Origin of the sequence: Pseudomonas sp. NY15364, from assembly GCF_048068235.1 — a bacterium.
GTDB lineage: Bacteria > Pseudomonadota > Gammaproteobacteria > Pseudomonadales > Pseudomonadaceae > Aquipseudomonas > Aquipseudomonas mendocina_D.
Genome location: NZ_JBLUPX010000021.1, coordinates 1 through 21675, shown reverse-complemented (window position 1 = coordinate 21675; position 21675 = coordinate 1). Strand labels below are relative to the sequence as shown.

Sequence of the window (21675 nt, the reverse complement as noted above, 5' to 3'; positions counted from 1 at the left end):
GGCGATAAACCATGAAAAAGCCGCTGACGGATCGCTCCGTCAGCGGCTTTCGCGTATGCCAGAGAGGGTATCAGCGCCGCGCGCCACGCACCCCTTCGGCCAGCTCGCGGCACAGGCCGAGCACGCCGTCGATGGCCTGCTGCGGGCTCTTCGCCTCGGCAATCTTGTCGATCAGCGCCGAGCCAACCACCGCGCCTTCGGCGCGCTTGGCCACTTCGGTGGCGTGCTCCGGAGTGCGGATGCCGAAACCGATGCACACGGGCAGGTCGGTATGGCGACGCAGGCGCGCCACGGCTTCCTCGACGTGATCCATGGTTGCCGCGCCGGCACCGGTGACGCCGGCCACCGACACGTAGTAGACGAAGCCGGAGCTGCCGGCCAGGACGGTGGGCAGGCGGTCGTCGTCGGTGGTCGGCGTGGTCAGGCGGATGAAATCGATACCCGCGCTTTGCGCTGGCTCGCACAGCTCGTCGTTATGTTCCGGCGGCAGGTCGACCACGATCAGGCCGTCGACACCGGCCTCTTTGGCGTCACTGATGAAGCGTTCGACACCGTAAACGAAGATCGGGTTGTAGTAGCCCATCAGCACCAGCGGCGTGCTCTGGTTGCCTTGGCGGAATTCACGAACCATCTGCAGTGTCTGCTGCATGCCCTGCTTGCCGGCCAGCGCGCGGATGTTGGCGAGCTGAATGGCTGGGCCATCGGCCATCGGATCGGTGAACGGCATGCCCAGTTCGATCACGTCGGCGCCAGCGTCCGGCAGGCCCTTGAGGATGCTCAGCGAGGTGGCGTAGTCGGGGTCACCGGCTGTGATGAAGGTCACCAGCGCGGCGCGGTTTTCCGCTTTCAGTTCGGCGAAACGGTTCTGCAGGCGGCTCATGCGTGCTTCTCCTGGTTGTCCTGCATGTGGTGCATCACGGTCTGCATGTCCTTGTCGCCACGACCGGACAGGTTGATCACCATCAGGTGATCCTTGGGCAGCTTCGGCGCACGTTTGAAGGCTTCGGCCAGCGCGTGGGCGCTTTCCAGGGCCGGGATGATGCCTTCCAGGCGGCAGCAGTGGTGGAAGGCTTCGAGGGCTTCGTCATCGCTGATCGGCACGTATTCGACGCGCTTGATCTCGTGCAACCAGGCGTGCTCGGGGCCGACGCCGGGGTAGTCGAGGCCGGCGGAAATCGAGTGGGCATCGGTGATCTGGCCGTCCTCGTCCTGCAGCAGGAAGGTGCGGTTGCCGTGCAGCACGCCCGGCGCGCCACCGGCCATGCTCGCCGCATGCTTGCCGGTGTCGATGCCATGACCGGCTGCCTCGACGCCGACGATCTGCACGCCAGCATCGTCGAGGAAGGGGTGGAACAAGCCGATGGCGTTGGAGCCGCCGCCGATGCAGGCCACCAGCGAGTCGGGCAGGCGCCCTTCCTTCTCGAGGATCTGCTCACGCACTTCGTTGCCGATCACCGACTGGAAGTCGCGCACCATGGCCGGGTACGGGTGCGGGCCGGCGGCGGTGCCGATCAGGTAGAAGGTGTTGTGGACGTTGGTCACCCAGTCGCGCAGGGCCTCGTTCATGGCGTCCTTGAGGGTGCCGGTGCCGGCGGTGACCGGGATCACCTCGGCGCCGAGCAGCTTCATGCGGAAGACGTTGGCCTGCTGGCGGTCGATGTCGGTGGTACCCATGTACACCACGCACTGCATGCCGAAGCGCGCGGCCACGGTGGCGGTGGCCACGCCGTGCATGCCGGCGCCGGTCTCGGCGATGATGCGCTGCTTGCCCATGCGCTTGGCCAGCAGGATCTGGCCGATGCAGTTGTTGATCTTGTGCGCGCCGGTGTGGTTCAGGTCTTCGCGCTTGAGGTAGATCTTCGCCCCGCCGAAGTGCTCGCTCAGGCGCTCGGCGAAATACAGCGGGCTGGCGCGGCCAATGTAGTCGCGCTGGAAGTAGGCGAGTTCTTCGAGGAAGGCCGGATCGCTCTTGGCCTTCTCGTATTCGGCGGCCAGCGAGTTGATCAGCGGCATCAGGGTTTCGGCGACGAACTGACCGCCGAAGCGGCCGAACAGGCCGCGAGCGTCGGGGCCGGTGCGAAATGAGGTCATGGCGTGCTCCTGAGATTTGATGGGCTGGCCGCCAGTTGACGGGCATGGCCGAAGCGTCTGTCGATGGCCGCAGACTAACGCCGCAGGGGGCGTGAGAAAAGCGATAGCTTCGCTCTGACCTGTGAGGAAATATCACGCGTCGATGCCGCGGCCCCTTGGCGGTGGCGCGCACCATGGCAGTCCATGCATGCACTCCTTTGCTCGCCGATGGTGCGTAATGACCCTCCCGTGCTGTGCATTTCTTGCGTCTGGCGGCCTTTTGAAGGGTTGGCATGCTTCATGCCTTTGTAAATTTATTCAAGTCAATTGAATAAATATCCATCTCTTCAAGAAGAGGCCTCGCCATGCATCGCCGTGCCGTGAAAAACCTGACATTCGCCTTGGTCACCCTGCTTGCCAGTTCCCTGGCCCAGGCCGATGACCTGCTGCAACGCATCCAGCAGGCAAAACAGATCACCATCGCTACCGAAGCCCGCTTCGCACCGTTCGAGTCGGTGGAGAACGGCAAGATCGTCGGTTACGGCGTCGATCTTATGAATTACGTGCTCAAGGATCTGCCAGACGTCAAGGTCAAGCAACTGGATCTGCCCTTCCAGGGCATTCTGCCGGGCCTGGATACCGGCAAGTTCGATTTCGTGGTTACCTCGGTCACGGTGAACAAGGCGCGCTTCGATCAGTTCGCCTTCACCGCGCCGATTGCGGAGTCGACCGTGGCGCTGCTCAAGCGTGCCGACGATGCTTCGGTCAGCAGCCTGAGCGACCTCAATGGCAAGATCGTCGGCTCGCAGAGCGGTTCCGGCCAGCTGCAGGTGTTGATGGCTTATGACGCCAAGCTCAAGGCCGAAGGCCAGCCGGGCCTCAGAGGTATTCGTGAGTACGTCAGCTTCGATGAAGCCTATGCCGACCTGGCGCTCGGCCGTCTCGATGGTGTGGCGCAGTCGTTGTCCAACCTGGGGCCGCTGATCAAGTCGCGCCCGGGCCTGTTCGTCACCCTGAATGAAATGCTCGGGCCGAAGACCTACTACGGCTGGGTCGGCCGCAAGGGCGAGGACAGCGCCAGTCTGGTCAAACTGTTCAGCGAAGGGATCGGCCGCGCCAACCGCGACGGCACGATGAAGGCCCTGCAGGAAAAATGGTTCGGTTTCAGCATGGACGTGCCTGCTGACGCCATGCCTGAACCGAGCATCTGAGTCGCCGCTGATGAATGATTTTGGCGCTCGCTTCGCGCTCTACTGGCCGGCTTTGCTTGATGGCGCACTGACGACCTTGTGGTTGTGCCTGGCCGGTATGCTACTGGGCTTCGTGCTCGGCGTGCTGATCTACCTGCTGGGCAATAGCCGCAGCCGTGGCTGCGTGGCGTTCGCCAGGGTCTACGTCAGTTTCTTTCGTGGTACGCCAATGCTGGCGCAGCTGCTATTGCTGTTCTATCTGCCCGCCGGGCTGGGGCTGGACGTTCCGGCGCTGGTCGCGGCAGGCCTGGCCTTGGCGATGAATACCGCGGCCTACCAGTCGCAGATTCTGCGCAGCGGTTTCGCCGCCATCCCGGCCGGGCAACTGGAAGCCGCGGCGGTGTTCAGCATCAGCCGCTGGCGCATGTTGCTGCATATCCAGTTGCCGCAGGTGCTGCGCCTGACCCTGCCGGCGCTGATCTCCGAGCTGATCGACGTGATCAAGGTCTCGGCGGTGGTCTCGGTGATCTCCATCACCGACCTGATGCGGGTCAGCCAGCAGCTGGTATCGCAGACCTACCGACCGCTCGAGGTCTACCTGGTAGCGGCGCTGTTTTACCTGGCGTTGACCAGCCTGCTGGCCCTGCTCGGGCGTGAGCTGGAACGACGCTGGCAGGCCCGCAACTGATGGAGAACTGGATGAACTACCTCCCCGATTTCGGTCAGGCGTTGCTGGTCACCCTGGGCATCAGCTTTGCCGGCGCGGCCTTCGGTCTGCTGCTGGGCTTCGTGCTCAATGCCCTGCGCCTGGCCGTGCCCGGTTTCATCGGCCTGTATCGGCTGTACGTCTGGCTGGTGCGCGGAACACCGTTCCTGGCCCAACTGCTGCTGATCTACTTTGGCCTGCCGGTGCTGGGCCTGACCCTCGATGCGGTGCAGGCCAGCATCCTGGCGCTGGGGTTGTACAGCGCGGCCTATTTCGCCGAACTGCTGCGTTCGGCCTGGGCCAGCGTGCCCAACGGGCAGCTGGAGGCGGCGCGCGTGCACGGCCTCAGTGGCGTGCAGACCTTCTGGCATATCCAGGCGCCGCAGGCCATGGCCTTCGCACTGCCGCTGCTGGGCAACCAGGTGATCCTGACCATCAAGGAAAGCGCGGTGGCGTCGATCATCACCGTGCCGGAACTGACCATGACCGCCGGACAGATCGTGTCCAGCACCTTTTCCTATGTCGTGCCCTATGTGCTGCTGGTGCTTTCGTACTGGCTGCTGACGCTGCTGGTCGGTTTCGTTGCCGCCGGGCTTGGCCGGCGTGCCACGCGCTACCTGCGAGGATGAATCGATGAGCAACCTCCCCCTTCTTGAACTGCGCGGCGTGGGCAAGTCCTACGGCGCCAACCGCGTGCTGCAGGGGTTCGACCTCAGTGTGCACGCGGGCGAGATCGTCTCGCTGATCGGCCCGTCCGGTTCGGGCAAGACCACCGCGCTGCGCTGCATGAATTTTCTCGAGGCCTATGACGAAGGCGAGGTGTGGATCGACGGCCAACTGCTCGGTTACAGCGGCCCGGGTCGCAAACCGCGGGATCAGGACAGCCCCGCGGCCATCGCCGAGGTGCGTCGGCCGCTGTCCATGGTGTTCCAGCAATTCAACCTGTGGCCGCACATGACCGTGCTGGAGAATGTCATGGCGCCCCTGCTGCTGGGCAAGGGCATGAACAAGGGCGAAGCGCGTGCCCTGGCCGAAAGCGCGTTGCAGCGTGTCGGCCTGGCGGCCAAGGCCGATGCCTACCCCGCGCGGCTTTCCGGTGGTCAGCAGCAACGTGTCGGTATCGCCCGGGCGCTGGCGGTGAAACCGCGACTGATGCTGCTCGACGAGCCGACCTCGGCGCTCGACCCGGAGTTGGTCGAGGAAGTGCTGCAGGTGATCCGCAGCCTGGCCGACGATGGCATGACCATGGTCATGGTCACCCACGAGATGAGCTTTGCCGCGCAGATTTCCAGCCAGGTGGTGTTCATGGAGGCCGGGCGCATCGTCGAGACCGGCGCGCCGGGCGAGATGTTCCAGCAACCGGCCACTGAGCGCCTGAAACAGTTTCTCAAGCCCTGGTTCAACCGCAGCCTCAGCCCGCGTGCGGAGGTGACGGCATGACGGCTGTAAGGGTGATGAATGCCGTGCGTGGTGAACGCCTGCAGGGTTTGCTGGCAACCCTGGCCGACTTCGGCGGCCTTGAGGGCGGCGGGATGAATCGCCAGGCGCTTTCGGCGGAGGATCTCGACGCCCGCGCCTGGCTGATCGGCGAAGCCCGGCGCATCGGTTGCCGGGTGTGGACGGATGCCTGCGCCAACCTGTTCATTCGCCGCGACGGCTTGCAAGACCTGCCGCCGGTGATGACCGGCAGCCATATCGATACCCAGCCCAACGGCGGCCGTTATGACGGCTGCTACGGCGTTATGGCCGGGCTGGAATGCCTGCTGGCCCTGCATGACCAGAATCTGCGTACGCGCCGGCCTATCGAGCTGGTGGTCTGGACCAACGAGGAAGGTAGCCGTTTCAGCCCGGGGGCCATGGGCTCCAGTGCCTTCGTCGAGCCACAGCGCATGGGTGCCTATCGCGGCAGCCTCGATGCCAATGGCATCAGCCTGGCGCAGGCGCTGGACGCCCATGCCGAGCGTTTCGCCGACCTGCCGCTGCGCGAGAAGATCGCCGCCCATGCCTTCGTCGAGCTGCATATCGAACAGGGCCCGGTGCTGGAGCGAGCCGAGGTGCCACTGGGGGTGGTGTCCGGTATCCAGGGCGTGCGCTGGTATCAGATTCGCTGCCAGGGCGCCTCGGCCCACGCCGGTACCACGCCGATGGACATGCGCCGTGACGCCATGCTGGAGGCCACGCGTTGCCTGCCGGCCATTGAGGCCTTGGCCGAGCGCCTGGCCGGTGCCCAACAGCGACTGACCTTCGGTCGCTGGCAGGTGAAACCCAATTCGATCAATACCGTGGCGGGCGACGTGACCTTCAGCATCGACTTCCGCCATGCCGACCCGGCCGTGCTGGAGGCTTTCGACGCCGAGTTGCCGAACTGCCTGCCCGAAGGCGCCGAGCTGCAGCCATTGTTCAGCCATCCGCCGGTGGCCTTCGAGGCCGGCATCGTCGAGCTGCTGCAGCAGGCCGCCGATGCCACGGGTGAGGCGTCCCTGAGCCTGCGCTCCGGTGCCTTCCACGATGCCATGTACCTGGCTGGGCATTGCCCCACCGGCATGCTTTTCGTGCCCAGCCGCGATGGCATCAGCCACAACCCCAACGAATACACCGAACCTTCCCAGCTCGAAGCCGGCGCCCGTGCGCTGGCTTGGAGCCTCGTCCAACTGGCCGAACAAGCCTGACCTGCCATTGCCCATCTAGGAGCGACCATGAGCCATTCCAACCACGCCCACGACTATCCCAGCTGCTGCCAGCCCGACAACGGCGCCGCGCTAGGCATCAACGCCACCCTCAACGAGCCGTTGTCTGCCGACGGCACGCCTGAGCTGGGCAAGACCTACACCGTGCCGGCGCGCTGCGGCCGCGCCGTGCGCCTGAAGGCCGGTGAGGTGATCAAGATCATCAACACCCACGGCACCCAGGTCTGCGACACCTGGCTGTTCAACAGCGAAGACCTCAGCGAATTCCTATCCATGGAACACGCCCGTGCGCACATCGACCGCGTCATTCCCAAGCCAGGTGACGAGCTGTTCAGCAACCGTCGCCGCACCATCGGCACCTTGCTGACCGACACCTCGCCGGGCGTGCACGACACCCTGATCGCCGCCTGCGACCTGCATCGCTACACCAACCTCGGTGTCGAGGGATATCACGACAGCTGCGCCGACAACATGCGCCTTGCCTTGCAGGCCATCGGCCTGCGCGCCCGCGAAGTGCCACAGCCGTTCAACCTGTGGATGAATATCCCGGTCAAGGCGGACTACAGCATCGAGTGGCTGCCGCCGGTTTCCAAGGCCGGTGACTACGTCGAGATCCAGGCAGCCATGGACTGCGTGGTGGTGATGTCCGCCTGCCCGCAGGACATCGTGCCGATCAACGACCTGAACCCGGTGGAAGTGCACTTCGTGGTCAGCGCCGGCTGACCTGCTGCCAGGCCTGTACCTCGCTGGCATGGGTCTGGCATAACGTACAAAGTCGCGCCAAGGCCGTGCACGGCTTAATTCCGTGAGCGCCTTGCGCGATACTGTGCCGTTCGTGGCTGTACCCGTTGTCATCCATTGATCGAGATGTACATGCGCAAACCCAGTCCTACCCCTTCGACCAAGGCTCACCACACCGATGGCCTGCCCAGCCTGGGCATGCGCCTGCGCCATGCGCGCAAGGTCGCCGGGCTGACGCTCAAGCAGGTGGCGGTTGCCGCTGGCTGCTCGGAAAGCCTGATCTCCAAGCTGGAGAACGATGCGGCCTCGCCTTCGCTGGCCATGCTGCACCGTTTGGCGGGCGCGCTGGGCAGCAACGTGTCGACGCTCACGTCCGAGGAATGGGTCTCCGACGAGCCCGTGCTGCGTGCCGGCGACAGGCCGGTGAAGCGTTTCGTCAAACGCAACAAGGACGGCGATATCGGCCTGGAGCGCATCACGCATCTGCAGAAGGGTGGACTGCTGCAGGGCAATATCCATATCGTTGCGCCCGGCGTGGCCAGTGATGGTCTGATCGAACACCCAGGCGAGGAAATGGGCTACGTGCTGACCGGCAGCATCGAGCTGACCATCGGCGAGCAGACCTACAGCCTGACGGCTGGCGATGCCTTCCATTTCCCCAGCAACCTGCCTCACGGCTACCGCAACGGTGGCGATAGCGAGGCCCGCATTCTCTGGGTCAATACGCCGGTCACCTTCTGATCGGGGCCGATGCATCGGCTGCCAGGCGGCCATGGTCAGGCCGCAGAAAAATCATTAGAGTTTTCCGACTTGTCAGGAAAATTCACTCGATATGAGCCGAGACCTTCCACAACTCAATGCCCTGCGCGCTTTCGAGGCCGCCGCTCGCCTGCAGAGCGTCAGCCGTGCCGGCGATGAGCTGCATGTCACCCACGGCGCGATCAGCCGGCAGATTCGTGCACTGGAGGAACAGCTCGGGGTCAGTTTGTTCGACAAGGACGGGCGCGGCGTAAAACTCACCGATGCCGGTTTGCGCCTGCGCGATGTCACCTCGGAAAGCTTCGAGCGCTTGCGTGGCGTGTGCGCCGATCTGCGCCGTCAGCAGGAAGAGCGGCCCTTCGTGCTCGGCTGCCCCGGCAGCCTGCTGGCGCGCTGGTTCATCCCGCGCCTGGATCGCCTGCAGCGCGAGTTGCCGGAGCTCAACCTGCAACTGTCGGCCAGCGAGGGCGAGCTGGACCCACGCCGCCCGGGTATCGACGCCACGCTGCTGTTCGCCGAGCCGCCCTGGCCGGCTGACATGCAGGTATACGCGCTGGCGCCCGAGCGCATCGGGCCGGTGCTCAGCCCTCGTTATGCGCGGCATGCCGAGCTTGCCGGGCAGGCACCTGCGGCGCTGCTCGGCGAGCCCTTGCTGCACACCGCTTCGCGCCCGCAAGCCTGGCCTCAGTGGGCGCATGCGCAAGGGTTGGCACCGGCTGCGCTAAGGCATGGGCAGGGCTTCGAGCACCTCTACTACCTGCTCGAAGCGGCCGCTGCCGGCCTCGGCGTGGCCATCGCGCCACAGTTGCTGGTGGCCGACGACCTCGCGGCAGGCCGTCTGGTTGCGCCCTGGGGCTTTACCGACACCGCGGCGCAACTGGCGCTCTGGTCGCGCCCCGGCGATAGCCGCAGCGAGCGCCTGGCCGACTGGTTGCGGCGCGAATTGCGGAGAGCGGGCTGAACCGGTAAATCGATGGTGATAAGTATTCGCAATAGCAGGTATGCTTGCCGGCCCTTTCCATCGCCCGTCAGTCGGTCGGTTCTCGAGAGATTCGCGATTTACATGCGCCGCCGCTTTTCCTCGCCCTTGCTCAAGAGCTTCCAGATCCACTATGAGGATCTGTTGCGCTTTCTTGCCAGGCGCCTGGGCGACTCGCAACGCGCCGCCGATGTCGCCCAGGACACCTGGCTGCGTCTGGCCCATCAGGATGACGGCGATGCGGTGCGCGATCCGCGCGCCTATGTCTTTCGCGTGGCCGGCAACCTGGCCATCGACAACCTGCGGCGTGACCAGCGCCTGGCCGAACAACAGGACGACGGCGAGATTCTCGAGCAGCTCAGCGATCCGCTGGCCGAGCCGGAGTCGCGTCTGCTCGCCCAAGAAGATCTGGCGCGCCTCGACGCCGCGCTGGCCAGCCTGCCGGCCAAGGTCCGCGAAGCCCTACTGCTCAATCGCCTCGACGGCCTGACCTACGCGCAGATCGCCACGCGCCTTGGGGTCTCCGAGAGCATGGTCGGCAAGTACCTGATCCAGGCCATGCGCCATTGCCGGCAGTGGCGCAGCGAAGAGGAGGCCGACGCATGAGCGAGCTCGACGATCAGGCCAGCGAACTGCTGCTGCGCCTGCATGCCGGTGGCGAGCAGGCCGCTGCGCGCGCCGAATGGCAGCGCTGGCGTCGACAGAGCCTGGCGCATGCGCGCGCCGCCCGCGACGCCGAGGCGCTGTGGGCCGCGCTGGAACACACCGACACCGCCCGCCGCCATCGTCAGCGCAACCGCCCCATCCGCCGCTGGCGCCTGCCGGCGATGGCTGCGGCGTTCTGCCTGGGCCTGTTGCTGATGCTACTCGGTCGTCCGCAACTGCTGGAGAACCTCAGCGCCGACTATTACACCGCAGTCGGGGAACGCCGCCTGATCGAGCTGGAGGACGGCAGCCGGGTTTGGCTCAACAGCGACAGCGCGCTGTCGGTGCGCTACTCCGCCGACGCCCGGGACCTGGAGTTGCAGCGCGGCCAGGCGCTGTTCGAGGTGGTCAAGGATGCCCAGCGGCCGTTCGTGGTGCAGGCAGCCGACGGGCAGGTCCGCGCTGTGGGCACGCGGTTTGATGTTGCCCTGCGCGCCGATCGGGTGCAGGTGGAGGTCAGCGAAGGCGTGGTGCAGGTGCGCAGCGGCGCGGCGCCGGGCGTGAACGTCGACGCCGGCCAGCGGCTCGACTATCGCCAGCAGCAGGCGCCCGGGCCGTTGCAGGTGCTGGACCTGGATAACGCCAGTACCTGGCAGCGCGGCAAGCTGATCTTCAATCAGCGTCCGCTCGGCGAAGTGCTGGCAGAACTGGAGCGCTACCTGCCGGGGCGCATCCTCATCGAGGATGCCGCGCTTCGCGAACAGCGCATCAGCGGCGTGGTCGACCTCGACCAGCCAGAAGCCCTGCTGGCCAATCTGGAGCGCCTGCAGCCGCTGCGCATCACCCGCCTGCCCTGGCTGGTGCTGGTGCAGCCGCGCTGAGGTTCGGCCGCCGTCTTGAGGGAGGTGTTATTCAGTGGCGAGCCTTTCGAAGCGTGAATCGCGGCTGAAGCCGCTCCTACAGTTGTCTGGCCAGTCGGCAGCCCGGATGCAATCCGGGGCCGAGGCTGAGCCATAGCTGGCCCGGCAAAAATAATTTTCATCCGGCACTGCAGGATCGTGTCGGGCGTTTCGTCGTAGAAGGGAACGCGACTTATTCCCAAAAACGAAACTGCCCCACGACACGGATAACCCGCCATGCGCCATCCCGTTTCCGCCCTGCACCGCGCCCTCGCCTTCGCGACCCTGATCGGCACTGCCTGGCCGTTGGCCCAGGCCGCCGAGCCGACCCGCTATGACTTGCACATCAGCGCCAGCGACCTGGATGGTGCCATGACCCAGTTCGCCGATCAGGCCGGGCTGCACCTGCTGTTCAACTCCAGCGACCTGCAGGGCCTGCCCAACCCCGGCCTGCAGGGCAGCTTCACCGCCCGCGAGGCGCTGCAGCGGCTGCTCGAAGGCAGCGGCGTGAGCTGGACCTTCACCGATGAGCACAGCGTGCTGTTGCAGCGCAACGCCGCGCCGAGCGGCGAGGCGCAGAGCAACCGCGAGCGGGTGCGTCTGGACGCTATGCAGATCCAGGTGGCGTCGCGCACGCAGACGCAGATCAGCGCTATTCCCGGCACCGTCTGGGTAGTCGAGCAGAAGCAGCTGCGCGAGCAGCTCGACACCGGCGTCAGCCTCAAGGAGGCACTTGGCAAGCTGGTGCCAGGCCTCGACCTGGGCCCGGAAGGCCGCACCAACTACGGCCAGAATATGCGCGGGCGCGGCGTGCTGGTGATGATCGACGGCGTCAGCCAGAACAGTTCGCGCGGCCTCTCGCGCCAGTTCGACAGCATCGCCCCGTTCAACGTCGAGCGCGTCGAGGTGCTCTCCGGCGCCAGCGCTCTGTACGGCGGCGGCGCCACTGGCGGCATCATCAATATCGTCACGCGTAAAGGCGAAGCCGGCCCGGCGCGCTTTCAAAGCAACGCCAGCGTCACCAGCGGCTTCAACAATAGCGATGACCTGTCCACGCGCCTGGCGCAGGCGGTCAGCGGCGGCAACGAGCGCGTGCAGGGCCGTGTCGGCGTCTCCCTGGAGAAGAACGAAGCCTTCTACGATGCCGACGGCGAGCAGGTGTTCCTCGACAACACGCAGACCGACCTGCAGTACAACCGCTCCGTGGACGTGCTCGGCAACCTCGCCGTGCGCCTCGACGACACTCAGCAGCTCGACCTGCTGGCGCAGTACTACGACTCCGGCAACGACGGCAGCACCGGCATCTACTTCCCCAACCTCAACGCCAACGCGCCCTCGGACCTCGATGATGCCGAGATTCGCAACGGTCTCGACACCGACCTCAAGCCGCGCACCCGCCGCACCCTGATCAACGCCAGCTACCGCAACAGCGAGCTGCTCGGCCAGGACTTCTACCTGCAGGGCTACTACCGCCGCGAGGACAACAACTTTCACCCCTTCCCCTACTACAACGCCGGCAGTCCGCGGGGTAGCAACGGCATCTACTTCGCCGGCTCGCAGCAGAACTTCGAGGTCAGCGGCCTCAAGGGGCTGTTCAGCAAGCAGTGGGACGATATCAAGCTGACCTATGGTCTGGATCTCGATCATGAGCGTTTCAACGCTACGCAGAAGGTTTTCGATGCACAGCGCTCTTCGGACAGCGGCGGCCTGGAACTGGACACCCAGAGCAGCGCTGCGCGCTACCCCAGCTATGTGGTCGACGGGCTGTCGGCCTACGCCCAGCTGGACTGGCAACTGACCCAGCACCTGAGCCTGTCCGCCGGCGCCCGCCAGCAGCACATGGATGTCGAGGTCGGAGATTTTCGCGGCGTACCCGGCGGCAGCAACGACTATGAAGTCGGCCTGTACAACTTCGGCGCGCTCTATGACTTCGCCAACGGTCACCAACTGTGGAGCAACTACAGCGAAGGTTTCGAGCTGGCCGATCCGGCCAAGTACTACGGCCGCGCCGGACTGTCGGTGGCGGACAATCCGCTGGCCGGCATCAAGAGCCGCCAGGTGGAGGTGGGCTGGCGCTTCAACGATGCCTACTGGCAGGCTCAGGCGGCGTTCTACTACATCTGGTCGGACAAGGTGATCAATACCGACAGCGCCACCCTGACCATCAATGTCGACGAACAGAAGAGCCGCGACTTCGGTTTCGAGGCCGCGCTGAGCCGCGACTTCGACAGCGGCTGGCAGGCCGGCACCACCCTGCACCTGGTGCGCTCCGAAGAGGAGGACGACGACGGCGACTGGATCAAACGCGATGCGCGCTACGCTTCGCTGTCCAAGACCACCGCATTCGTGGGCTGGAGCGACGAGCGGCGCAGCCTGCGCCTGCAGGGCAACCACGCAATGGACCTGAGCGACGACGCCGGACATCGCATCGAGGGTTACACCACCTTCGACCTCAGCGCGCGTCAGGACACCGACTTCGGTACCTTCAGCGCCGGTATCCAGAACCTGCTGGACAGGCGCTACAGCACCGTCTGGGGTCAGCGCGCCGCGCTGTTCTATTCGCCAGCGTACGGTCCGGCCTACCTGTACGACTATCAAGGCCGCGGGCGCACCTTCACCCTAGGTTACGAAGTGGAGTTCTGAGCCGGACGCTGCGGCGAGGTTGCCAAGCACCACGGGACGAATGACAATGCGATTCATTGTTATTTGTTAAGAAATCCTGCGCATGCCCGCCGACGCTCAGCTGCTGCACTCCCTCTACCGCGATCATCACAGCTGGCTGCAGGGCTGGCTGCGTCGGCGCCTGGGCAACGGCTGCGATGCCGCCGACCTGGCGCAGGACACCTTCGTGCGCCTACTGCGCGCCGGTAATGCAGCGAGCATTCGCGAGCCACGTGATTACCTGGCCACCGTGGCGCGGGGGTTGATGGTCGACTTTCTGCGGCGGCGCTCGCTGGAGCAAGCCTATCTCGATGCGCTGGCCAATCAGCCGCAGGCCGAACACCCCAGCGCCGAGCAGCAGGCGCTGCTCCTCGAAGCGCTGATGGAGGTCGACCGCCTGCTCGTCGGCCTCGGCCGCACGGTGCGCGAGGTATTCATCCTGTCCCAGCTCGACGGCCTCACCTATGCGCAGATTGCCGCGCGGCTGGGCATTTCCCTGCGCAGCGTGAACAGCTACATGGCCCGCGCCGTGGAGCATTGCTGCCTGCTGCAGGCAGGCTGGCAGCCGTGACCGAGGCGCAGCGCGCGGCGCTCAAGGCGGCCAGCGGTTGGTACGCGCGGCTCTGTTCCGGTCATGGCGATGCCCGAGAGCAGCAGGCCTGGCAGCACTGGTACGACGCCGACGAGCTTCATCGTCAGGCCTGGCAGCAGATCGAGAAGCTGCGAGAACAACTGGGCCTGCTGCCCGGTCCCATTGCTTCGTCGACCCTGCGTGGCGTCGACCATGGCCGACGCCGCCTGCTAGGCAGCCTGGCGTTGGTCGGCCTGGCGCTGCCGCTGGGCTGGTTCGCCTGGCACAGCGATACGCGGCGCTACTGGATGGCCGACTACCGCAGTGGTGTGGGTGAGCGCCGCCAATGGCAGTTGAGCGATGGCAGCCAGCTGATGCTGGGCACGGCCAGCGCCGCGCAATGGCATGTCGATGGGCAGCGCCGCCTGTTGCGCCTGGTCAGCGGCGAGGCGCTGATCCACAGCCTCGACGAAGCCCGCCCCTTGCTGGTGGAAACCCGTCACGGCGTGGTGCGCAGCGAGGGCGCGCGGTTCTGCGTGCGCAGCGATGAGCAGGGCTGCCGCGTCGCGGTGCTGGAGCAGCGGGTGGAGGTTGCGCCGCTGCGGCATCTGCAAGCCGTGCAGCCGCTGCTTGCCGGGCAGCAATTGCATTTCGATGCCGAACGACTCGGGGCGTCGCGTGCCAACGATGCCGCCACGACGGCCTGGACGCAGGGCAGCCTGATCGCCCTCGATCAGCCGCTGGGTGAGGTGATCGCCGAACTGGCGCGCTATCGCCATGGCGTGCTGCGTATCGACCCGTCCCTGGCCGGGTTGACGGTGTCCGGCAGCTTCCCGTTGGCCGATACCGACCGTGCCCTGGCGGCACTTGAACACAGCTTCCCGCTACGTGTGGTGCGGCGCAGCGATTACTGGGTGACGCTGGTGCCAAAGGTTTAATTAGCAAAAATATTCATTGTTGTTTGCACTTTTTTCTCGACTGGATCGGCCCTCCTGACATCTCGGCTACAGGCCTTTCGTTCTCAGGGGAAAACCATGCGTCAACCTCGCTGCAACCTGCATTCGCTAACCCTCGCTGTGCAAACCGCCCTGCTCTGTTCCGGCCTGGCGCTGGCCGTGCCGCTGACCAGCGCTGCACCCGCCGAGCCTGCCGTGCAGACACAGGTTTTCGACATCGCTGCCGGCCCGCTGGCCGAGGTGCTCAACCGTTATGCCAGTGCCGCCGGCGTGGCGCTGTCGTTCGATGCCAGTGCGTTGCAGGGGCAAAGCAGCCCGGGTCTGCGGGGCTCCTATCAGGTCGAGGATGGCTTTGCCCGTCTGCTGCAGGGCAGCGGCTTGCGCGCGGTGCGCCAGGCCGAGGGGGTCTATGGCCTCGATGCGCTGCCCGCGCCCAGTAAGCTGGGCAGTGATGTGCTGCAGCTGGAAGCGATGACCGTCAGCACCCTGCGCAGTGACAGTGCAGTGGGCGAGACCACCCAGCGCGTGACCGTCATAGACCGCCAGCAGATTGAGCAGCAGCTGGCGCTGAGCAGCGACCCGGGCCAGGTGCTGAGCAACCTGATTCCGTCTTACTCGCCGAGTCGGCAGAAGATGTCCAACGCCGGTGAGACGCTGCGTGGGCGCACCCCGCAATTTCTTGTCGACGGCGTGCCGCAAGCCAGTTCGATCCGCAACGACGGGCGCAGCAGCTACACCATCGACCTGGCACAGATCGAGCGCATCGAGGTGATTCATGGCGCCTCGGCCGAGCACGGCGGCGGCGCCACCGGCGGCATCGTCAACTTCATCAGCCGTCGGCCCGAAGGTAACGGCGTCAGCCAGCACGCCGGGGTCAGCCTGGAGAGCGACGACCGCTTCAGCAAGGATGGCCTGAGCTACAAGATGAACTACCGGCTCAGCGCCCAGCAGGGTGACTGGGAGACGCTGTTCGGTGCCACCTGGCAGGAGCGCGGTGTGTTCTACGATGCCAACGATGAGCTGATTGGCGTCGCCTATCCGGGCGAGATCCAGGACACCCGCGACCACGATCTGATGTTCAAGCTCGGCTACTGGATCGACGACGTGCAGCACCTGCAATTCAGTGCCAACCATTACGAGCTCAGGGGCAACAACGACTACGTGCCGGTGCTCGGCGACCGCGCCGCCGGTATTCCCACCACCGCGCGCAAGGGTGATCCGCAGGGCGACCCGGCGTTCAACGAGAACCGCCAGTACACCTTCAGCTACAGCAATCAGGACCTGTACGGCAACGTGCTCGATATGCAGCTCTATCACCAGCGCTACCGTGGCCAGTTCGGCGCGTTGATCTCAGCGACCTTCCAGGACCCCAGCATCGCGCCGGTCGGCACCCTGTGGGAGCAAAGCCGCAGTGACTCGGAGAAGTGGGGCGGCAAGCTGACCCTGCGCCGCAAAGGCCTGTTCGACGGTCTGCTGGATCTGACCGGTGGCCTCGACCTGATGCGTGACAAGGGTGAGCAGGTGCTGGTGCAGACCAATCGTAGCTACGTGCCGCCGTCTACCTACGACAACCAGGCCGGCTTCCTTCAGGGCGACCTGCACCTGACCGACAAGTTGACCCTGATGGCTGGCGTGCGCCGCGAGCATTCCGAGCTCGACGTGGATGACTTCCGCACCGTGTGGGGCACCAACAACGCCGGTGGGGTCAGCGTCACCGGCGGCAAGGTGTCGTTCGGCAAAACTCTGAGCAACTACGGCTTCACCTACCAGGCCACCGACTGGGCGCAGCTCTACGGCGGCTACTCCGAAGGCTTCGGCATGCCTGACATCGGCCGTGTGCTGCGCGGGCTGGACGAACCGGGGCTGGAGGTGGAAAGCCTGCTGGAGCTGGAGCCGATCGTCACCCGTTCGCGTGAAGTGGGCCTGCGTCTGAACTTCGACCGCGTGGACATGGAGCTGAGCTATTACGAGTCCTTCTCCAGCGTCGGCGAGCGCCTGTCGGTGAACAGCGACGGCAACTACATCGCCAACCGCGAGCGAGTGGAGATCCAGGGGTACGAGCTGACCGGCAACTGGCATATCGATGACCGCCACAGTCTGCGCGGCAGCTACGCCCACAGCCAGGGCGAATCCGATACCGATGGCGACGGCAAGGTGGATACTCGCCTGACCGGCCTGAACATCTCGCCGGACCAGTACAGCCTGGGCTGGCAGGCCAACTGGAACGACGACTGGTCGAGCTACCTGCAATACAACTACTACGTCAGCCGCAGCTTCGACGACCCGCGCCTGGAATTCGACGGCTACGCCCTGCTCTCGGCCAGCGTCAGCCGCCGCCTGCCGGTGGGCAGCCTGTCGCTGGGCATCGACAACCTGCTCGACGAGGACTATTTCACCTACTACTCGCAGTCGGCACGTATCGCCAACGACTACAACTTCAAGGGTCGTGGGCGCACCTTCACCCTGGGCTACCAGGTGGACTTCTAACGTCAGCCCAGGCGCTGGAAAGCCCGTGGTGGCTTTCCAGCAGGCCGGATAAGGGTGCGAGAGATGACACTTCTACGGGGCGAGCTAGTCTGAACGAGAACCTTCACCACTCAGGAGTCCGTCATGTCCACTCACCACACCTACAAGAAGATCGAGATCGTCGGCTCGTCGCGCACCAGCATCGAGGAAGCCATCGAAAATGCCTTGGCCGAATGCGCCAAGAGCGTGCGCAACATGGATTGGTTCGAGGTGATCGACACCCGTGGCCACATCGAGAACGGCAAGGTGGGGCACTACCAGGTCACGCTCAAGGTTGGCTTTCGCCTGAGCGGTAGCTGACAGGTACTCAGACGCAAGGCTGTGGCACCGCGCACAGCGACGAGGGCTGTCGCTGGCGAGCTGTGCTCGGTTCGGGCAAGCTGCGCGGGCCAATTCAGGGAGGAATGCCATGTTCAGACTCGTGCTGCTGCTCAGCCTGCTCGCACTCGCGGGCTGCGTCGACAACGAACCGCCTCTCGCCGAGGAGCGCCGACTACTGCTCAGTGGCGAGGATTTCGCCGCCTACGAGGCCCCGGACGAGGGGCGCTACGAGAAGCTGGTGACCTACGCTGCGCGCAGCATCGACCTCAGTTTCGAGAGCGAGGGCAGCGACTGGTTCTACCTCTACAGCGGTGTCTCCCTCTACCCGCGCGCCGGTGATGCCTTGATGACCAGCTACGCCGAGACGTTCGGGGCCTCGTTCGGCCTGCGTGACAGCGGGCTGGTGCAACAGGATCTACCGCTGGACACCAAGCTGGCCAGCCGCGCCAGCCTCAAGCTGCTGACCCAGTACGGTGAGCCGGTGGGCAACCTGTTCTATGCCACGGTCGGCAACAAATCGATGTTCACCATTTTCACCGGCGTGTACTTCGAACAGGCCGAGGACTTCGAGGCATTCATCGCGCCCAAGCTGCTGGCGTTGCGCGAATACCAGCACAGCGATCCGCTGCTGAGCTGGGCGAGCGACAAACTGGGGATTGGCGCCGACTGAGCGGCCCTGACTTCGGAGCGATCAGCCGAAGAACCAGTAGCACACGCCGATGGCGGCGATGATCCCGGCCGCATCGGCGACCAGGGCGCAGCCCACGGCATGGCGGGCGCGCTGCAGGCCGACCGCACCGAAGTACACCGCCAGCACGTAGAACGTCGTTTCGGTACTGCCCTGCACCGTCGCCGCAACCAGCGCCGGGAAGCTGTCGACGCCGAAGTTCTCCATGGTTTCGATCAGCATGGCGCGAGCGGCACCGCCGGAGAAGGGTTTGATCAGCGCAGTGGGCAGGGCATCGACGAAGCGGGTATCCCAGCCCAGCGCTTCGATCAGCCAGCGAATGCCATCGAGGCCGAAATCCAGCGCGCCGGATGCGCGTAGAACGCCGATGGCGCAGAGCATGGCGACCAGATACGGCAGCAGGCTCTTGGCCACGTCGAAGCCTTCCTTGGCACCGTCGATGAAGCTCTCGTACACCGCCACCTTGCGCAGCGCGCCGACCACCAGAAACATCAGGATCAAGCCGAACAGGGTGAGGTTACCGAGCAGCGATGACAGCGCCGCCAGCGCCGTGGCGCTCATGCCGGCGAGCAGGGCCATGAAACCGCCGAGCAGCAGCGCGGTGGGAATCAGGTAGGCCAGCACCACCGGGTCCCACAAACGCAGGCGTTGCATCACCGATACCGCCAGCAGGCCTGCCAGGGTCGACGCGCTGGTCGCCAGCAGGATCGGCAGAAATACCAGCGTGGGATCTTCAGCACCTTGCTGCACGCGGTACATGAAGATCGATACCGGCAGCAGGGTCAGCGAGGAGGTGTTGAGTACCAGGAACAGGATCTGTGCATTGCTCGCCGTGGTGGCGCTGGGGTTGAGATCCTGCAATGCGCGCATGGCCTTGAGGCCGATGGGCGTGGCAGCGTTGTCCAGACCCAAGCCGTTGGCGGCGAAGTTCATGCTGATCAGCCCCAACGCTGGATGGCCGCGTGGCACTTCCGGCATCAGGCGGGCGAACAATGGGCCCAGCATGCGTGCGAGCAGATCCACCAGCCCGGCCTTCTCGGCGATGCGCAGTAGCCCCAGCCAGAGTGTCAGGGTGCCGAACAGCACCACCATCAGCTCCACCGAGAGCTTGGCCATGGCAAACAGGCTTTCGACCATTGCGCCGAACACGGCTGCATCACCGCCAATCAGCCAGCGTGCCAGAGCGGCAGCGGCTCCCAGCAGAAAAAAGCTCAGCCACAGGCCATTGAGCATTGCGATCCCCCTAGATTGGCAGGCGACGCCTTCCCTGATCGCCTTCTCCCTGAGGAAGAAGATGGCGCGAAGCGCCAGATGAAGGAGGGCATGCCGTTATGGCGGGGGATGATAACGTGCCGGCGGTGTCTGTGGGACAGCCGGCAAACTGCCGTCACTCAATACCAGTTGGGATCGCTGCGCAGCTGTTCCATCAGCACCTGCTGGATCTCCTCGTCCGGCTCGCCCAGCCAACGCAGGCTGGCATGCTCGCTTGGCGCGCGGTCTTCCGGCAGGCCATCCGGTACCTGCACATACAGCGCGTAGGCATCGTCGTCTTCCCATTCGAAGGCGACATAGGCGCGCTGATTGAAGCATCTGTTCGCTTCGCAGATCTGGCCAACCAGATAGCGATCACTATCGGCTTCCACTGCCTGCATGGGAGTGGACAGACCGCTGAGGTTGATCAGCCAGTCCGGCAAGCGCTCTTCGTTCTTTACCAGATCCTGCCAGGCTTCACGGTACTCGGTGTTGCTGGTGAGCAGCTCGCCTGGATGGAAACTGGCGTCTCGGTCGGCGGCCTGAGCCGCCAGGGCGCCGCCCATCAGCAGGGCGGCGGCAATGGCGTGGATCGATTGCATCTATGTCTCCCTAGAGGCGCGGGCGGCGGCCCATGACAAACGAGACGATGAACAGCACCAGGAACACCACGAATAGAATCTTGGCGATACCTGCAGCGGTGCCGGCGATACCACCGAAGCCCAGTACTGCGGCGATGATGGCGATGATCAGGAAAGTGACTGCCCAACTAAGCATGGTGTTTCTCCTTGATGGATCAGTGGGTAATGGCCCAGGCAGGCCAGGGGTCTTGCGCGTTACTCGGGACCGAAGGCTGGGGCGCGGCGCCCGTGGGCAGCTCCAGCTCGGCGGTATTGCGGCTTGCGCACAGGGTCTGGCCAATCAGTGAAACGCTGGTGAGCGTCAGACTGAGCAGAAGCAGCAAGGTGGCGAGCACCAGAGCAACTATCCATACGGCGGTTCTCCTGTTGCGTGGGAGGCGGATGGCTCGGGTTTGTGGCATATCCGTCTCTTCCGTATTTCTGCATTGCAACCGGTACATGACCAGTTGCGTACTGGGACTAGTGCAGCACCCGTGCCAGACTTTTTGTTTATTAAAAATCCTTTAAAATCATTCATTTACAATTGAGTGATGACATTTTGTGGTAGGCATACTGCCCGAATGAGGTTTGTCGGGTCGTGCGTTTTGCCCGACCGGGCATGGGATGTGGCGTTTTGCGCCCTGCCAGAGTGGTCGCCCGTCGACTGCACAGTCGGTATACTCGTTGCGCCCGTGTGCCATGCGGGTTCCGCGCCCAGAACAACAACCGCGCCGCGAGTCTCGAACCGATGAACGACTACGAACAGGAAGACCCGATTCCCCAGGGCGACCTCGCTCTGCAGATCACCGCGTTGCCGCGCGAGACCAATGGTTTCGGTGATATCTACGGTGGCTGGCTGGTGTCGCAGATGGACCTCGCTGGTACCGCGATGGCGAGCAAGGTTGCAGGTGGCCGCGTGGCGACCGTTGCCATCGATCGCATGGCCTTTCTGGTGCCGGTATCGGTGGGCGCGCAGCTCTCGTTCTACACCCAGGCGCTGGAGATCGGCCGCAGTTCGATTCAGATGATGGTCGAGGTGTGGAGCGACGATCCGCTGTCCAACGAGTGGCGCAAGGTCACCGAAGCGGTATTCGTGTTCGTCGCCATCGACGGCAGTGGCCGCACTCGTCCGGTGCCGCCACGTCGAGGCTGACCGCCTGCTGAATTGCAGTAACGAAAACGCCGGCTAGAACAGACTGTGTGAAAACCTAGCAGCCTGAGAGCAAGCTGAAGACAATGCCTCTATCGGTCGATAGGGGCATTGTCGTTTATGGGCTATATCCAAGGTGAAGACCGGCAACAAAGCAGCCTGTTTCCGCCGACATTGGAAGAGCTGGTTCCTGAGGATCATCTAGTTCGAGTCATCGAGGCCTATGTGGCTCGTCTGGATCTGAAGGTACTGGGG

At 64.6% G+C, this 21675-nt stretch carries 23 protein-coding genes; 17 read left to right on the top strand and 6 right to left on the bottom strand.

The features are described from left to right. Positions 1 to 70: 70 nt before the first annotated feature. Together trpA and trpB are read right to left on the bottom strand one after the other, a co-directional pair. A complete protein-coding gene (gene trpA / locus ACNFCJ_RS16970) occupies positions 71 to 880 on the bottom strand; it encodes a tryptophan synthase subunit alpha (protein WP_416772568.1) in 810 nt (269 codons plus the stop codon). Further along, positions 877 to 2091 carry a tryptophan synthase subunit beta gene (gene trpB, locus ACNFCJ_RS16965; protein WP_416772567.1) on the bottom strand — a complete coding sequence of 405 codons (1215 nt, stop codon included), beginning with the start codon at positions 2089 to 2091 and terminating at the stop codon, positions 877 to 879. Before trpB ends, trpA begins: the two co-directional genes overlap by 4 nt. Before the next feature lie 344 nt (positions 2092 to 2435). Here trpB and ACNFCJ_RS16960 point away from each other — a divergent pair, with 344 nt between their 5' ends. The 16 genes from ACNFCJ_RS16960 (at position 2436) to ACNFCJ_RS16885 (ending at position 18381) form a co-directional block, all read left to right on the top strand. After that, a complete protein-coding gene (locus tag ACNFCJ_RS16960; protein WP_143505018.1) occupies positions 2436 to 3281 on the top strand; it encodes a transporter substrate-binding domain-containing protein in 846 nt (281 codons plus the stop codon). Positions 3282 to 3291: 10 nt separating this feature from the next. Continuing rightward, positions 3292 to 3948, top strand: coding sequence for an amino acid ABC transporter permease (locus tag ACNFCJ_RS16955; RefSeq protein WP_143505017.1), 657 nt, complete (start codon positions 3292 to 3294; stop codon positions 3946 to 3948). An 11-nt stretch (positions 3949 to 3959) separates the two neighbouring features. Beyond that, on the top strand, positions 3960 to 4595 hold the full coding sequence (locus ACNFCJ_RS16950; RefSeq protein ID WP_234035902.1) for an amino acid ABC transporter permease: 636 nt from the start codon (positions 3960 to 3962) through the stop codon (positions 4593 to 4595). Between the two features lie 4 nt (positions 4596 to 4599). Next, positions 4600 to 5406: an amino acid ABC transporter ATP-binding protein gene (locus ACNFCJ_RS16945; protein ID WP_106737890.1), complete on the top strand. Its 807-nt coding sequence runs from the start codon at positions 4600 to 4602 to the stop codon at positions 5404 to 5406. Beyond that, positions 5403 to 6635: a M20 family metallo-hydrolase gene (locus tag ACNFCJ_RS16940; protein ID WP_143505015.1), complete on the top strand. Its 1233-nt coding sequence runs from the start codon at positions 5403 to 5405 to the stop codon at positions 6633 to 6635. The genes ACNFCJ_RS16945 and ACNFCJ_RS16940 overlap by 4 nt, the downstream gene beginning before the upstream one ends. A gap of 27 nt (positions 6636 to 6662) precedes the next feature. After that, on the top strand, positions 6663 to 7376 hold the full coding sequence (locus ACNFCJ_RS16935) for a DUF1989 domain-containing protein (RefSeq protein ID WP_143505014.1): 714 nt from the start codon (positions 6663 to 6665) through the stop codon (positions 7374 to 7376). A 150-nt stretch (positions 7377 to 7526) separates the two neighbouring features. Further along, entirely contained in the window at positions 7527 to 8135 is a 609-nt protein-coding gene (locus ACNFCJ_RS16930) for a cupin domain-containing protein (protein ID WP_256836505.1), read from the top strand. Positions 8136 to 8226: 91 nt separating this feature from the next. Then, a complete protein-coding gene (locus tag ACNFCJ_RS16925) occupies positions 8227 to 9114 on the top strand; it encodes a LysR family transcriptional regulator (RefSeq protein WP_416772562.1) in 888 nt (295 codons plus the stop codon). 102 nt (positions 9115 to 9216) lie between these two features. Next, entirely contained in the window at positions 9217 to 9738 is a 522-nt protein-coding gene (locus ACNFCJ_RS16920) for an RNA polymerase sigma factor (protein ID WP_143505011.1), read from the top strand. Continuing rightward, positions 9735 to 10658: a FecR family protein gene (locus ACNFCJ_RS16915; RefSeq protein WP_416772560.1), complete on the top strand. Its 924-nt coding sequence runs from the start codon at positions 9735 to 9737 to the stop codon at positions 10656 to 10658. Before ACNFCJ_RS16920 ends, ACNFCJ_RS16915 begins: the two co-directional genes overlap by 4 nt. 255 nt (positions 10659 to 10913) lie before the next feature. Further along, complete coding sequence (locus ACNFCJ_RS16910; RefSeq protein WP_416772558.1) at positions 10914 to 13319, top strand: TonB-dependent receptor; 2406 nt, start codon at positions 10914 to 10916, stop codon at positions 13317 to 13319. 82 nt (positions 13320 to 13401) lie between these two features. Beyond that, entirely contained in the window at positions 13402 to 13908 is a 507-nt protein-coding gene (locus ACNFCJ_RS16905; RefSeq protein WP_416772556.1) for a sigma-70 family RNA polymerase sigma factor, read from the top strand. Next, positions 13905 to 14846 carry a FecR domain-containing protein gene (locus ACNFCJ_RS16900; protein ID WP_416772554.1) on the top strand — a complete coding sequence of 314 codons (942 nt, stop codon included), beginning with the start codon at positions 13905 to 13907 and terminating at the stop codon, positions 14844 to 14846. The genes ACNFCJ_RS16905 and ACNFCJ_RS16900 overlap by 4 nt, the downstream gene beginning before the upstream one ends. A gap of 96 nt (positions 14847 to 14942) precedes the next feature. Continuing rightward, entirely contained in the window at positions 14943 to 17351 is a 2409-nt protein-coding gene (locus ACNFCJ_RS16895; protein ID WP_416772552.1) for a TonB-dependent receptor domain-containing protein, read from the top strand. Positions 17352 to 17474: 123 nt separating this feature from the next. Continuing rightward, on the top strand, positions 17475 to 17690 hold the full coding sequence (locus ACNFCJ_RS16890) for a dodecin (RefSeq protein WP_099524991.1): 216 nt from the start codon (positions 17475 to 17477) through the stop codon (positions 17688 to 17690). Between the two features lie 109 nt (positions 17691 to 17799). After that, positions 17800 to 18381, top strand: coding sequence for a hypothetical protein (locus ACNFCJ_RS16885; protein ID WP_416772551.1), 582 nt, complete (start codon positions 17800 to 17802; stop codon positions 18379 to 18381). 21 nt (positions 18382 to 18402) lie between these two features. Here the strand turns inward: ACNFCJ_RS16885 and ACNFCJ_RS16880 are convergent, their stop codons facing one another. The 4 genes from ACNFCJ_RS16880 to ACNFCJ_RS16865 all read right to left on the bottom strand — a co-directional run bounded on the left by ACNFCJ_RS16880 (position 18403) and on the right by ACNFCJ_RS16865 (position 20692). Then, entirely contained in the window at positions 18403 to 19632 is a 1230-nt protein-coding gene (locus tag ACNFCJ_RS16880; RefSeq protein WP_147810078.1) for a nucleoside recognition domain-containing protein, read from the bottom strand. Between the two features lie 158 nt (positions 19633 to 19790). Then, on the bottom strand, positions 19791 to 20252 hold the full coding sequence (locus tag ACNFCJ_RS16875; RefSeq protein WP_280064882.1) for an inhibitor of vertebrate lysozyme family protein: 462 nt from the start codon (positions 20250 to 20252) through the stop codon (positions 19791 to 19793). Positions 20253 to 20262: 10 nt separating this feature from the next. Continuing rightward, positions 20263 to 20427: a DUF1328 domain-containing protein gene (locus ACNFCJ_RS16870; protein WP_017676339.1), complete on the bottom strand. Its 165-nt coding sequence runs from the start codon at positions 20425 to 20427 to the stop codon at positions 20263 to 20265. Positions 20428 to 20446: 19 nt separating this feature from the next. Next, the gene (locus ACNFCJ_RS16865) at positions 20447 to 20692 is read right to left on the bottom strand and encodes a hypothetical protein (protein WP_416772549.1); all 246 of its coding nucleotides are present in this window, start codon (positions 20690 to 20692) and stop codon (positions 20447 to 20449) included. A 326-nt stretch (positions 20693 to 21018) separates the two neighbouring features. Here ACNFCJ_RS16865 and ACNFCJ_RS16860 point away from each other — a divergent pair, with 326 nt between their 5' ends. Continuing rightward, positions 21019 to 21423: an acyl-CoA thioesterase gene (locus tag ACNFCJ_RS16860; protein ID WP_017676341.1), complete on the top strand. Its 405-nt coding sequence runs from the start codon at positions 21019 to 21021 to the stop codon at positions 21421 to 21423. Positions 21424 to 21675: the final 252 nt, after the last annotated feature.

Excerpts from the sequence above, each read along its gene's own strand:
- ACNFCJ_RS16865 (WP_416772549.1), bottom strand. The coding sequence starts at position 20,692 with ATGCCACAAACCCGAGCCATCCGCCTCCCACGCAACAGGAGAACCGCC.
- ACNFCJ_RS16890 (WP_099524991.1), top strand. The coding sequence starts at position 17,475 with ATGTCCACTCACCACACCTACAAGAAGATCGAGATCGTCGGCTCGTCG.
- ACNFCJ_RS16860 (WP_017676341.1), top strand. The coding sequence starts at position 21,019 with ATGAACGACTACGAACAGGAAGACCCGATTCCCCAGGGCGACCTCGCT.
- ACNFCJ_RS16880 (WP_147810078.1), bottom strand. The coding sequence starts at position 19,632 with ATGCTCAATGGCCTGTGGCTGAGCTTTTTTCTGCTGGGAGCCGCTGCC.
- ACNFCJ_RS16955 (WP_143505017.1), top strand. The coding sequence starts at position 3,292 with ATGAATGATTTTGGCGCTCGCTTCGCGCTCTACTGGCCGGCTTTGCTT.
- ACNFCJ_RS16895 (WP_416772552.1), top strand. The coding sequence starts at position 14,943 with ATGCGTCAACCTCGCTGCAACCTGCATTCGCTAACCCTCGCTGTGCAA.
- trpB (WP_416772567.1), bottom strand. The coding sequence starts at position 2,091 with ATGACCTCATTTCGCACCGGCCCCGACGCTCGCGGCCTGTTCGGCCGC.
- ACNFCJ_RS16960 (WP_143505018.1), top strand. The coding sequence starts at position 2,436 with ATGCATCGCCGTGCCGTGAAAAACCTGACATTCGCCTTGGTCACCCTG.
- ACNFCJ_RS16915 (WP_416772560.1), top strand. The coding sequence starts at position 9,735 with ATGAGCGAGCTCGACGATCAGGCCAGCGAACTGCTGCTGCGCCTGCAT.
- ACNFCJ_RS16945 (WP_106737890.1), top strand. The coding sequence starts at position 4,600 with ATGAGCAACCTCCCCCTTCTTGAACTGCGCGGCGTGGGCAAGTCCTAC.
- ACNFCJ_RS16925 (WP_416772562.1), top strand. The coding sequence starts at position 8,227 with ATGAGCCGAGACCTTCCACAACTCAATGCCCTGCGCGCTTTCGAGGCC.
- ACNFCJ_RS16875 (WP_280064882.1), bottom strand. The coding sequence starts at position 20,252 with ATGCAATCGATCCACGCCATTGCCGCCGCCCTGCTGATGGGCGGCGCC.
- ACNFCJ_RS16950 (WP_234035902.1), top strand. The coding sequence starts at position 3,960 with ATGAACTACCTCCCCGATTTCGGTCAGGCGTTGCTGGTCACCCTGGGC.
- ACNFCJ_RS16920 (WP_143505011.1), top strand. The coding sequence starts at position 9,217 with ATGCGCCGCCGCTTTTCCTCGCCCTTGCTCAAGAGCTTCCAGATCCAC.
- ACNFCJ_RS16940 (WP_143505015.1), top strand. The coding sequence starts at position 5,403 with ATGACGGCTGTAAGGGTGATGAATGCCGTGCGTGGTGAACGCCTGCAG.
- trpA (WP_416772568.1), bottom strand. The coding sequence starts at position 880 with ATGAGCCGCCTGCAGAACCGTTTCGCCGAACTGAAAGCGGAAAACCGC.
- ACNFCJ_RS16930 (WP_256836505.1), top strand. The coding sequence starts at position 7,527 with ATGCGCAAACCCAGTCCTACCCCTTCGACCAAGGCTCACCACACCGAT.
- ACNFCJ_RS16910 (WP_416772558.1), top strand. The coding sequence starts at position 10,914 with ATGCGCCATCCCGTTTCCGCCCTGCACCGCGCCCTCGCCTTCGCGACC.
- ACNFCJ_RS16870 (WP_017676339.1), bottom strand. The coding sequence starts at position 20,427 with ATGCTTAGTTGGGCAGTCACTTTCCTGATCATCGCCATCATCGCCGCA.
- ACNFCJ_RS16905 (WP_416772556.1), top strand. The coding sequence starts at position 13,402 with ATGCCCGCCGACGCTCAGCTGCTGCACTCCCTCTACCGCGATCATCAC.
- ACNFCJ_RS16935 (WP_143505014.1), top strand. The coding sequence starts at position 6,663 with ATGAGCCATTCCAACCACGCCCACGACTATCCCAGCTGCTGCCAGCCC.
- ACNFCJ_RS16885 (WP_416772551.1), top strand. The coding sequence starts at position 17,800 with ATGTTCAGACTCGTGCTGCTGCTCAGCCTGCTCGCACTCGCGGGCTGC.